11 protein-coding genes are annotated in these 12,072 nt (G+C 60.1%); 9 read left to right on the plus strand and 2 right to left on the minus strand.

Translation table 11 applies throughout. From position 1 onward, the window contains the following. Nucleotides 1-699: electron transfer flavoprotein subunit beta/FixA family protein (locus GRI89_RS13890; protein WP_159796770.1), on the plus strand; the 699-nt coding region annotated here is incomplete at its 5' end. Continuing rightward, a complete protein-coding gene (locus GRI89_RS13895) occupies nt 699-1,628 on the plus strand; it encodes an electron transfer flavoprotein subunit alpha/FixB family protein (protein ID WP_159796862.1) in 930 nt (309 codons plus the stop codon). The genes GRI89_RS13890 and GRI89_RS13895, both read left to right, overlap by 1 nt. Before the next feature lie 127 nt (nt 1,629-1,755). On the opposite strand, the gene GRI89_RS13900 is transcribed toward GRI89_RS13895, so the two are convergent. Further along, on the minus strand, nt 1,756-2,916 hold the full coding sequence (locus GRI89_RS13900) for an ABC transporter substrate-binding protein (RefSeq protein ID WP_159796865.1): 1,161 nt from the start codon (nt 2,914-2,916) through the stop codon (nt 1,756-1,758). A gap of 109 nt (nt 2,917-3,025) precedes the next feature. Here GRI89_RS13900 and GRI89_RS13905 point away from each other — a divergent pair, with 109 nt between their 5' ends. After that, nucleotides 3,026-3,601, plus strand: a complete 576-nt coding sequence (locus tag GRI89_RS13905; RefSeq protein WP_159796868.1) for a hypothetical protein — start codon at nt 3,026-3,028, stop codon at nt 3,599-3,601. Nucleotides 3,602-3,611: 10 nt separating this feature from the next. On the opposite strand, the gene GRI89_RS13910 is transcribed toward GRI89_RS13905, so the two are convergent. Beyond that, nucleotides 3,612-4,547, minus strand: coding sequence for a phosphotransferase (locus GRI89_RS13910; RefSeq protein ID WP_159796871.1), 936 nt, complete (start codon nt 4,545-4,547; stop codon nt 3,612-3,614). A 235-nt stretch (nt 4,548-4,782) separates the two neighbouring features. Here GRI89_RS13910 and GRI89_RS13915 point away from each other — a divergent pair, with 235 nt between their 5' ends. The 6 genes from GRI89_RS13915 (at nt 4,783) to GRI89_RS13940 (ending at nt 12,061) form a co-directional block, all read left to right on the plus strand. Then, nucleotides 4,783-6,090 (plus strand): acyl-CoA dehydrogenase family protein, encoded by a 1,308-nt coding sequence (locus GRI89_RS13915; RefSeq protein ID WP_159796874.1) that lies wholly within the window; start codon nt 4,783-4,785, stop codon nt 6,088-6,090. Beyond that, entirely contained in the window at nt 6,087-6,863 is a 777-nt protein-coding gene (locus GRI89_RS13920) for an SDR family oxidoreductase (RefSeq protein WP_328598269.1), read from the plus strand. Before GRI89_RS13915 ends, GRI89_RS13920 begins: the two co-directional genes overlap by 4 nt. A 46-nt stretch (nt 6,864-6,909) precedes the next feature. After that, complete coding sequence (locus GRI89_RS13925; RefSeq protein ID WP_159796877.1) at nt 6,910-7,689, plus strand: SDR family NAD(P)-dependent oxidoreductase; 780 nt, start codon at nt 6,910-6,912, stop codon at nt 7,687-7,689. 1 nt (nt 7,690) lies between these two features. Further along, nucleotides 7,691-8,356, plus strand: coding sequence for a GntR family transcriptional regulator (locus GRI89_RS13930; RefSeq protein ID WP_159796880.1), 666 nt, complete (start codon nt 7,691-7,693; stop codon nt 8,354-8,356). Between the two features lie 171 nt (nt 8,357-8,527). Further along, complete coding sequence (locus GRI89_RS13935) at nt 8,528-10,198, plus strand: class I adenylate-forming enzyme family protein (RefSeq protein WP_159796883.1); 1,671 nt, start codon at nt 8,528-8,530, stop codon at nt 10,196-10,198. A 51-nt stretch (nt 10,199-10,249) separates the two neighbouring features. Beyond that, nucleotides 10,250-12,061, plus strand: coding sequence for an acyl-CoA dehydrogenase (locus tag GRI89_RS13940; RefSeq protein ID WP_201290938.1), 1,812 nt, complete (start codon nt 10,250-10,252; stop codon nt 12,059-12,061). Nucleotides 12,062-12,072 lie beyond the last annotated feature (11 nt).

A 12,072-nucleotide genomic window follows, 5' to 3' on the forward strand; every position in this document is an offset into this window, starting at 1 on the left:
CCCCGCGTGAAGGCGGACGGCAGCGGGGTCGATCTCGCCAACGTCAAGATGAGCATGAACCCGTTCGACGAGATCGCGGTCGAGGAAGCCATCCGCCTCAAGGAAAAGGGCGCGGCCGAGGAAATCATCGCGGTTTCGATCGGCCCGGCCAAGGCGCAGGAAACGCTGCGCACCGCGCTCGCCATGGGCGCCGACCGGGCGATCCTGGTGCAGACCGATGACCAAGTCGAGCCGCTCGCCGTGGCCAAGATCCTCAAGGCCATCGCCGACGAGGAAGCGCCGGGCATCGTCATGCTCGGCAAGCAGGCGATCGACGACGATTCCAACCAGACCGGCCAGATGCTCGCCGCGCTGATGGGGCGGCCGCAGGGCACCTTCGCCAGCAAGGTCGAGGTCTCGGGCGACAGCGTCACCGTGACCCGCGAGGTCGATGGCGGGCTCGAAACCGAGAGCCTGAAGCTGCCGGCGGTGGTGACCACCGACCTGCGCCTCAACGAGCCGCGCTACGCCTCGCTGCCCAACATCATGAAGGCCAAGTCCAAGCCGCTCGCGACCAAGAGCCCGGCCGACTACGGCGTCGACACCACCCCGCGCCTCAAGGTGACCAAGGTCTCCGAACCGCCCGTGCGCCAGGCCGGCGTGAAGGTCGCCAACGTCGACGAACTGGTCGCCAAGCTCAAAGCCCTGGGAGTCGCCTGATGAAGACCCTCGTTTACGTCGAACACGACAACCAGCACCTCAAGGACGCGACGCTCGCGACCGTCACCGCCGCGGCCAAGCTCGGCGATGTCGATCTGCTGGTCGCGGGCAGCGGCTGCAAGGCCGTGGCCGATGCCGCGAGCAAGATCGCCGGTGTCGGCAAGGTCCTGCTCGCCGACGATGCCGCCTACGAGCACCAGCTGGCCGAGAACGTCGCGCCGCTCGTCGCCGGCTTGATGGACGGCCATGACGCCTTCCTCTCCCCCGCCACCACGACCGGCAAGAACATCGCCCCGCGCGTCGCGGCCATGCTCGACGTGATGCAGGTCTCCGACATCATCGGCATCGAGGGCGACAAGACCTTCGTGCGCCCGATCTACGCCGGCAACGCCATCGCCACGGTCGAATCGAGCGATGCCAAGCTGGTCATCACCGTCCGCGGCACCGCCTTCGACAAGGCCGCCGCGGAAGGCGGCTCGGCAAGTATCGAGAACGTCTCCGGCCCGGGCGACGCCGGTCTCTCCAGCTTCGTCGGCGCCGAAGTCGCCGCCAGCGAGCGGCCCGAGCTGACCAGCGCCAAGGTGATCGTCTCAGGCGGCCGCGCGCTCAAGGACGCCGAGACCTTCCAGCAGGTCATCATCCCGCTTGCCGACAAGCTCGGCGCGGCGGTCGGGGCGAGCCGCGCGGCGGTCGATGCGGGCTATGTCCCCAACGACTACCAGGTCGGCCAGACCGGCAAGATCGTCGCCCCCGAAGTCTACATCGCCGTCGGCATATCGGGCGCGATCCAGCACCTCGCCGGCATGAAGGACTCCAAGACCATCGTCGCGATCAACAAGGACGAGGACGCCCCGATCTTCCAGGTCGCCGACATCGGTCTCGTCGCCGACCTGTTCCAGGCCGTGCCGGAGCTGACCAGCAAACTGTGAGCGGGTATTCACGCGAAGAGTAGCGACCCACGATTCATTGGAATGCCTATACGGATGACATCTGGCATTGCGGATCACGGAGCCAGGACACACTTTTGGCATCGGGTGCTCGCAATTTTGGCCAAAACTAAAACTGATCCAGATTCGGCAGTTCGACGGGCCGGCCTGTCGCGCCCCATGACCCATTCCGCAGCTGCATTGGCTGGATTGCCGTTGCCCCCAAATGTCTATCTGACGCAAACCGGACTGGTGGGAGTATGTTGGTCGTGATCGTGCCCAATCGTTCGAACGCCCCCACGATATTCTCACGCGTCACTTCACCTGCAATTGAATCGAGCGCGGCGGTAAAAATCTGGGCGTGGGCGTAGGCAGTCAACGACAGGAAATCCGGTGTCTGGTCCGGAAAATCCTTTGCCAGCCGTTCGCGATATTCCCGCGCCGAGGGCAATTCGGCGGCCGGAGTCGTGGCTATTGCGGCGTGTCCCTTCATACCCTCGACCATCGCCCCGCCCGCTTGGGCAATCTGGCTGTTCACATTTGCCGCCCAGCTATACAGCGGAAGCTCCATCCCCCTTGCCTTAAGGCTTGAGAGCGTCGCCAACAGCTCCGGCCAGTTGACGAGGACGACGATGGCGTCGGGTTGGTGGGCCGCGATTGCATCGGCCATGTTGTCGCCATCGGTCGACCCCAGTGGCACACCAACACCGATTGCCTGCGCCCCCGGAAGGCAGCAGGATTGAAAGCCCCGCTGGGCAAATTCGGCCATCTCGACCGAGATCTCGGGGTAATCGGGATAGAAGATCACGGCCTTGCGATGCCCTTCCAACGCCGCCCATTGTCCCAGCAGGAAGCCTGATTCGTTGAAAGGCGGCTGCACGCCGAAGACCCCCCAATGCGGCGGATCATACCATTCTCGCGCACCTGCAAAGGGTAACAGTAAGGGCAGCCGACGCGCCTTCAAGTAAGGTAGCGCAGCTGTCAGCTGCGGTGTGCCATTGGTGTTCAGCAACGCCACAATCCCATCTTCTATGTCGAGCTTGCGGATGGCCTCCCGGGTGACGACGATATCGTAGTTGCTATCCTCGACGAGCAGTTCGATCGACCTGCCCTGGTGCCCGCCTTGCGCATTGTAGGCGTTGATCCAAGCTGCGGTACCCGCATGGATCTTGCCACCGTATTCCCGCAGCGCCGGCAGCCCTGAGAAGGGCGCGACTATGCCGACCTTGATCGACGATCCTTCGACATTCGACACCAGCGCGCACACCTCCTGTTCGTCGCAGTCTTGCATTTTTTGTAATGCGTCAATAAAATATTTTCGAGCCAGTGGAGCGCCTAAGCTAGGAGCAGGTTATCCATTTCTTACATACCCTTGCCAGCGACTGCAGAAAGAAGCCCCCTTGGGATTCAAGCTGCCCCCGCCAAAGATGGGAATCGATGCCATGTGTTCAGACCAGTCGAAGACAACGGCAACCGTCGCGCTCGAAGAAGCGGCCGTCGGCCTGACGCTGCAGTGTCTGATCGCGCGGTTTTGGCGAGAAGCCGAGAAAAGCACAGGTGGTCGCGCCGATCTGTGCTTTGTCGAAGAGGGCAAGTTCATCATCGACGGAATGGTGGAGGCGCTGGGTCGCGAGGCCATCCGCAAGGTAGGCGCTTACCGGCAAGAGCTGGGACGGCAACAGAACGGGGCACGCCATTCGCGCCATCTCATGTCCAATTTCGATTTCGATCTTGGCGCGCTAGCCACAGAGGGCAAGGCCATTGTACGAGCGGTTATGACCCATTTCGGCGGGACGGGTAATCCACCTCTGAAGCTGGAAGCGGCACTGGCGATTTACGACGTCACGATCACGGCAGACCTCCAGCCTGAGGGCGCCTGGTTGCTGGCATCGCTGCACATGCAGCCAGTGTTCGTCGCCGAAAACCATCCTGCCCGCAACATGCCGCGGGAATACTCGCACCACGGTCGCGACTAGGCCAAGCTGCTCATGTCCCCAGTGCTATGCGGGCACCTATTTGAGCAAGTGGGCGCGCTTTCGCGCCAACGACTTCTGCATCCTCCGCGCTGGCCTGTCCCAGCTGTGCCCGCTTCCAGACACCTTGCAGGATGGCTGCAACACGAAAGAGGCTGAACGCCAGGTAGAAGTCCCAATGGGGAATGCCGCTGCGGCCCGTCCGCTTGCAATAGCGCTGGACGTATTCGCTCTCCTCGGGGATGCCCATGGCGGCACGATCAAGATCGGCGAAACCCCGAAACAATTCTGCGCCGACGCGCCACACCATGGCATGATAGGCAAAATCGGCCAACGGATCGCCTAGTGTCGACAGTTCCCAGTCCAGAAACGCAACCACCCGTGGCTCGGTCGGATGAAAGATCATGTTGTCGAGCCGGAGATCCCCGTGGAAGATCCGGCCAGTCTGCGGCGTAGGAAGGTTTTCCGGAAGCCAGGCAATCAGTTCATCCATGGCCTCGCACCGCGCGCCTTCGCTTGCACGGTACTGTCTCGTCCACAACGACACTTGCCGCTCGAGGAAACCGTCGCTGCGGCCGAATGAATCCAACCCAACGGACAAGGGATCGACGTTGTGCAACGAAGAAACAGCGACGTTCATGGCATCGAAGATCTCCGCCCGCTGGTGCGCCGACAACCCGGGGAGCCGCTGATCGTAGAATATCCGACCGTCCACGAAGTCCATGACATAGAATGCGGCACCCAGAACCTGCGGGTCTTCACAAAGGGCGTGGACCCTCGGCACCGGAACGTCACTCTGGGCCAGCGCGTGCAGCACCTGGAATTCACGTTCGATCGCATGGGCTTTCGGCAAAAGCTCACCGAACGGTTTGCGCCGGAGAACGAAGTCCCCGGCTTCGGAGCGCACGCGATAGGTTGGGTTGGATTGGCCGAATCCGAACTTCTCCATGGTCGCCGGCCCGCAGAAGCCGGGCACCTGGCGCGCCAGCCAATCTTGTAGTGCGGGTGGCACTGGCTCTTCGCATCGACCGGTCACCAAAATCCTCCGTCCACAACAAGATTCCTGAACAATGTCCTACGAAGAGGCACCGTAGCAGCACAATCACCTAGTTGCCATATAGAAGCTGCTTGCACAATTGCTAACAGATTGTAGGACATTATGGGCGTCATGAAGGGAAAGCTCAATGGAACCCAGTACCCGAAGTGTTGAACTGGCAGCCAAAATAAATGCGTTCATGGCAGAGCATATCTACCCGAATGAACGGCGCTACTACCTCGAAGCGGAGCGGCTGGGGCCATGGTCCACCTATCCCGTCGTCGAGGAGCTCAAGCCATTGGCCAAGGCAGCGGGGCTGTGGAACCTCTTCCTTCCGGTGAAGGAATGTCCTGAGGGATTGTCGAACGTCGACTACGCGCCGCTGTGCGAAATCATGGGCCGATCATTGTTCGCGCCGGAAGTTTTCAATTGTTCTGCTCCGGATACCGGAAACATGGAAACGATCCTGCGTTACGGCACGCCGGCGCAGAAGGAGCAATGGCTAACCCCGCTCCTCAATGGAGATATCCGGTCTGCCTTCGCCATGACCGAACCCGACGAGGCTTCTTCCGACGCAACCAATATCGGCACTTCGATCCTGCGCGACGGCGGTGACTACGTCATCAACGGTCGGAAGTGGTACACCACCAATGCCACCAACCCCGCGTGCAAGATTATCATCCTCATGGGGAAAAGTGCACCTGACGGCGACGATCCCTATCGACGCCAATCGATGATCCTCGTTCCTCGCAACACGCCGGGTGTCCGTGTCGTGCGCTCGCTACCGGTGATGGGCTTTTATGGCGTGCCGGACCGGGCTTCCGAAGTCCTGTTCGACAATGTTCGAGTTCCGGCTGACAATATGCTGCTGGGTGAAGGGTGCGGCTTCGAGATTGCGCAGGGGCGGCTTGGACCGGGCCGGATCCACCACTGCATGCGCCTGATCGGACTGTGCGAAAGGATCCTCGAACGCATGTGCCGCAGGGCTGAACTGCGCAGCCCATTCGGTCGTCCACTGGCGGATCAGACTGTAACGCTCGAACGCATCGCGGAATCCCGCATCATGATTGACCAGGCACGCTTGCTGACAATGAAGGCAGCGTCGATGATGGATACCGTCGGCAACAAGGAAGCCCGTCGGGAAATCGCCATGATTAAGGTGACTGCCCCGCGGATGGCGCAGCAGGTGATCGATTGGGCAATCCAACTGTTTGGCGGAGGCGGCACCAGCAACGATCACCTCCTGCCCGCAGCATTTGCCACAGCGCGGTTGCTGCGCTTGGCCGATGGACCGGATGAGGTTCACCGGAACCAGATCGGCCGGCTCGAGATCAAACGCCATCGGGGTACCGATCCGGCAGCAACTGGCGGCCATGCAGAAGTCCTGTCCATCGATGAGGCCGAATATCAGACCAATGAAGGGCTGTGGCCGCGCCCTGCGGAGTTCACAGAGTGACCGGGCGCCTCGCAGGCAAGCGCGCACTTGTTACCGGTGCAGCGCAGGGCCTTGGAGCGGCAACGGCAAAAGCGATTGCGCGGGAAGGCGGACGCGTTCTGCTTACCGACCTGAACTTGGAAGGGGTTTCATCCGTTACCGCGGAAATCAACCGCGCATACGGAGCAGGCACGGCGTTTTACGCGTGTCACGACGTCGCGAGCGAACACGATTGGATCTCGGTGATCGCGCAGGCGGAACAAGACCTTGGCGGATTGTCGGTACTGGTAAACAACGCCGGGATTGTCGTGATGGGTTCGGTCGAGGATATCTCCCTCAGCGAGTGGCAGCGTGGCCTCGCCGTAAACACCGACAGCGTGTTCCTCGGAACAAAGCATGCCCTGCGACTGATGCGGGAGTACCAGCCCGGATCGATCGTGAATATTTCCTCGATCGCAGGATTGATCGCAGCGCACAACTTCGCGAATTACAACGCTTCCAAGGCTGCTGTCTGGATGCTTAGCAAGTCGATCGCTTTGCACTGCGCAAGACTGGGCTGGGACATTCGCTGCAACTCCATCCACCCAACATTCATTCGTACCCCCATCCTGGCAGATCTGGTCGGCGACAAGGATGAGTCCACCGTACTCGCCAAGCTCGCCCGGCAGGTTCCTCTTGGCAGGCTGGGAGAGGCAGAAGATGTCGCCCACGCGGTCGTTTACCTTGCATCAGATGAAAGCCGTTTCATGACCGGGGCCGAAATCAAGCTGGACGGTGGAATATCCGCGATGTGACCCAAGCCGACAGCAAGAATCTTCCAACTCATCCTGAGGGGCGAACATGACAGCGAATTTCAATCTTACCGGGAAAGGGGCCATCGTCACCGGATCCTCGCGCGGGATCGGCAAGTCGATCGCTGAGGCACTGGCCGCTCACGGAGCAAACGTGGTCATTTCCTCGCGCAAGAAGGATGGCTGCGACCTGGTCGCCGAGCAGATAAACCTCAGGGGGAAAGGAAGCGCCTTCTCGATTCCGGCAAATGTCGGCTCGGACGACGATCTAGGTGCCTTGGTGCATGGGGCGCAAGATTGCCTCGGCCAGATCGACATACTTGTCTGTAATGCAGCGTCCAATCCGTATTACGGGCCCATGGCTGACATATCCGACGCGCAATTCGAAAAGGTATTACAGAACAATCTACTCTCTTCGCACAAGCTCGCCAAGTTAGTCTCCCCGGCGATGATCAAGCGGCGTAGCGGTTCAATCATCCTCGTCTCGTCGATCGGCGGCTTTCGCGGTTCCGGCGTCATCGGAGCCTACAACATCTCCAAGGCAGCAGACCTCGCACTCGCCCGCAATCTGGCGATCGACTACGGTCCCAGCGGAGTGCGTGTTAATTGCATCGCTCCGGGCCTGATCAGGACCGATTTCGCCCGTGCGCTTTGGGAGGACGAAGCAAATCTCGCCCGGGCCTTGACCGGCACTCCGATGGGCCGGATTGGCGAGCCTGAGGAAATTGCCGGAGCTGCCGTATTCCTCGCTGCCGACGCGTCTCGCTATATGACGGGCCAGGCGATTGTAATCGATGGTGGTTCACTGATTACGGCGGCAGGCATCTGAAATGCCCCCCGGCAAACATACCGGAGAGAAAATCCCGCTTGGCCAAACGCGCGAGCACGTTATGCGGGAGATCATTCGCGGTCTTTACGACGGACAGTTCAAACCCGGACAAAGAATTAGGGAGTCGCAACTCACCGCCGCCTACAAGATTAGTCGGGGACCGGCCAGGGAGGCCCTCAATGCTCTGGCGGCGATGAACATCTTAACGCTGATCCCGCAACGAGGGGCAGTGGTGCGGACGCTGACCATACCCGAGGCGATCGACACTCTTATCGTGGCGCAGAGCTTGATCGGGCTCGCCGCCAGACTTGCCGCGGAATGTGACAAAAGCGAAACGGCACTGGCGAAGCTCAAGAATGCATCCGAGGTGCTACAGTCGTGCTCGCAACAAACCAGCGAAGCCGATTACGCTGAGGCACGCGATCGCTTCTACGGGGCGCTTACAACGATGGCCGGGAACGCCGAGCTCAGCAGGTTACTGCCACTCCTCCGTGTTCACCTAATCAGGGTCCAGTTTGCCTCGATCCTGCGTGCCGACGACCCCGATTGGTATCATGATTACCAAGACATCGCGGATGCCATTGCAGCCGGGAACAAGAAGCAAGCTGAAGGGGCCGCATGTGCTCATATTGGACGAGCAATCAGAAGGTTACGAGCTCTGTTGTAGAGCTTGCCCTTCGAAATCTCGACGATCAACTGTAGGTCGCAAGGCGGCCATCGCCCGATCCCCTCCCCTTTCAAATTTCCAAAGATCGTCATACCTATTGGTATGGCGATTCTGGCGAAGCGGAGATTCGCCGTGCGCATGCGTTCCAAGAGCCGAATTGGAGAGAGAATCTTGGCCAAGCATCAGGCCCCGGCAGATCCTTCAGGTGAAGCAACGTCGCAGCAGCAATCCGAACGGGTAGCCTGCAACTCGGAATTTACAGACATGCTTGCCGCGTTCGAGGCCTGCGTAAGGGAGCGTCCAGACGGTATTGCCGTCTATTATTTCGACCGATCCTTCACCTACGCCGAACTTGAGCAGCAATCGCGCACGGCGGCACACTGGCTCATCGATGCTGGAGTCAAACGCGGCGACCGGGTCAGCATCGTATTGCAGAACATGCCCCAGTTCGTTGTCATGACGATTGCAGCATGGCGAATTGGCGCCATCCCCGTCCCTGGCAACCCGATGTACAAGGGGGCCGAGATGGCCCGGATCTTTGCCGATTGCGAACCATCCGTCGTGCTGTGTCTCGACACCTGCCACTCAGAAATGGCCGCAGCCCTCGACATTGCAGAAGTTCCGGCCTGTCTGCTTGTTACGTCGTCGCGCGCATACCAGTCTCGCAACGACGAACGGGTGATACCGGCGCAAATCCAGATCAACGAAGCCGTGTGGTTCGAAGATGTCCTCGCAATACCCAACTCGAAACCGCTCCCCGAGATCGCCTACGAACCTGCCGATCTGGGCCTGATCCTCTACACCTCCGGCACGACTGGCGTTCCCAAGGGAGCCATGATTACCCACCACAACCTTGCCTTCAATGGGGAGGCGCTGGACACCTATTGTCATCTCGATGCAGGCAGCCGAATCCTCGCTCTAGCCCCGCTCTTCCACATCACGGGAATGTCCTGCCATTTTGCCGCCAGCTTGTGCGCCCGCGCTGCAATGATCCTGCAATACCGGGTCGAGCCATCGTTGCTGCTCGACACCATCAAGGAGCACCGGCCGACCTATACCATTGGGGCAATTACCGCTTTCAACGCCCTCATGAACGTACCTGGCATCATGCCGGAAGACGTGTCCTCGTTCGACAGGGTCTATTCCGGCGGGGCGCCGATTCCTCCGAGCCTGCTAAAGGCAATCAAGGACAAGCTGCATATCTCCATCCATTCCGCTTACGGCATGACCGAATCCACAGCGCATACCCACATCTCACCATTCGGTGCTGACATTCCCGTCGATCCGACGTCGGGCGCCTTGTCGATCGGCAAGGTGATGCCCTGCACTGCAGCGCGAGTCATCGGCGATGACGGATTGGAACTTCCATGTGGTGAGGTTGGCGAGTTGCTGCTCAAAGGACCACAAGTCATGGCCGGCTACTGGCGTCGACCCGATGAGACGGCCTCAGCCCTTCAGGACGGATGGATGCATACAGGCGATGTGGCCTTCGTTGATGCGGACGGCTGGTACTACCTCGTCGACCGGATCAAGGATGTCATTATCGCCAGCGGATTCAAGGTCTGGCCGCGCGAAGTGGAGGACGTTCTCTACGAACACCCAGCCGTTCGCGAGGCGGCTGTCGTCGGCGCACCGGATGCCTATCGTGGCGAGACGGTTAGGGCATTTGTTTCGTTAGTTCCCGGCACCACAGTTGAACCACAAGACCTGGTGAACCACTGTCGCGATCGGTTGGCCGCATACAAGGCTCCAAGCTGCGTCGAGATCAGAGGCGAACTTCCCAAGACCGTCACAGGAAAGATTCAACGACTGGCGCTACGCCAGGAATTCGCGGGCAATTGACAACCACTCATTCGTCATGCCAAATGGTATGACGATTTTGGGGTATGACCATTGCTGATTGACCTTCGTGATATCCGCTTTCTGTTTCGCTGGCTTGAACTGGACCAGCTCCTTGAGCGTCCGGAATTCTCCGGACACACGATGGACGATGTCGAGGCTATACTGGATCTGGCCGAACGGATAAGCGAGCGCGAGCTCGCGTCACATCTGCGCGCGGCAGATACCATGGAACCGAGTCTTCGCGCGGACGGTAGTGTTGCCGTATTGCCCGAAGTAGGCGCTGCCGTCCGGTTAATGGCGGAAGCCGGGATGTTCAGCACCGTATTTCCATCCGAGCATGGTGGTTTGCAACTGCCCCATCTGGTTCATGCTGCTGCGCTTGGCATTCTGATGAGCGGCAATCTGTCGACCGCCTCCTTCCCGTTGCTTACGGTCGGCAATGCGCGCCTCCTGACGACCTACGGCAGCCCCGCACAGATTGAGGCTTTCGCCCTGCCCCAGATTGCCGGTGAGTCGATGGGCACCATGTGCTTGTCGGAACCGCATGCGGGTTCGTCGCTCGGCGACATCCGCACGCGGGCAATTCTCGAAGGCCAGGATGAATTGGGAGCTCGCTACCGGATCACCGGCAACAAGATGTGGATCTCGGGCGGAGATCAGGACTTCTCGGACAACATTGTTCACCTGGTCCTGGCCAAGACGCTCGCCGACGATGGTCAACCACTTCCGGGATCCCGAGGCATCTCGCTATTCGTCGTTCCCAAAATCTTGCCTGGGGGTGAGCGCAACGATGTCGCGGTAGCCGGGCTGAACCACAAGATGGGCTATCGCGGCTTGCCCAATTGCGCGCTGAATTTCGGCGAAGGCCAGCAGCAGCCTGCAGGTTCGGCAGGTGCGGTCGGCTGGTTGGTCGGAGAGATCGGTCAAGGGCTACCGCAAATGTTCCAGATGATGAACGAAGCGCGCACGTCGGTTGGCTTGGCAGGAGCAATGTTGGCTTGTCGCGGCTACCAGATGTCGCTCGAATATGCTCGCGAGCGAAAGCAGGGACGGACCGTCGGCATAGCGAGCGAAGACCAGGTGCCGATTATCGAACATGCCGACGTCAGGCGCATGTTGCTGGCGCAGAAAGCGATATCGCAGGGTGCGCTCGCGCTCGTCCTGTTCTCCGCACGATTGCTTGACGAGGAGAAGACCGCACCATCGCTCGCTGAAAGGAAGAAGGCCGCAGCATTGCTGGCCTTGCTAACGCCAGCAACCAAGTCATGGCCAGCTGAGCAGGCGCAGGTTTCGCTTGACCACGCACTCCAGATCCATGGCGGCTCCGGCTATACGCGGGATTTCGAGATCGAGCTGCTTTATCGCGACAACCGTCTCAACCCGATTCACGAAGGCACGACTGGCATCCAGGGGATTGACCTTGTCGGTCGCAAGATCCGCCGTGAGGACGGTGAAACCTTCCGCGTTCTCGCCACAGATATTCGCACAACCTTGGGTGATGTCCCGCCTGGTTCGCCTTTCGAAGCAGTGGCCAGCGCACTTCACACCGCGCTTGGCGCAGTTGAAGCTGCCGTAGAAGTCCTGCTTGCCGAAACGGATGAAAAGCGCGCCCTCGCACATGCGACACCGTTCCTGTTCGCCTTTGGCCATCTCGTAGTGGGCTGGCTGTGGCTCGATCAGGCACTGGCTGCCGAAGCTTCGTTGTGCGATCCGACTGCAGAAGCTGACTTGCTATTTGTCAGGGGGCGCATGCACGCCTGCCGCTATTTTGCAGAAGTCGAACTGCCGAGAGTGGACATATGGCTCGAGCCGCTCATCAAGGGCTCCAGTCTGGTGCTCGACATGTCGCCTGAAGAATTCTGAACGGAGAAATG

The sequence above is a fragment of the Croceibacterium salegens genome, from assembly GCF_009827435.1.
Classification (GTDB): domain Bacteria; phylum Pseudomonadota; class Alphaproteobacteria; order Sphingomonadales; family Sphingomonadaceae; genus Croceibacterium_B; species Croceibacterium_B salegens.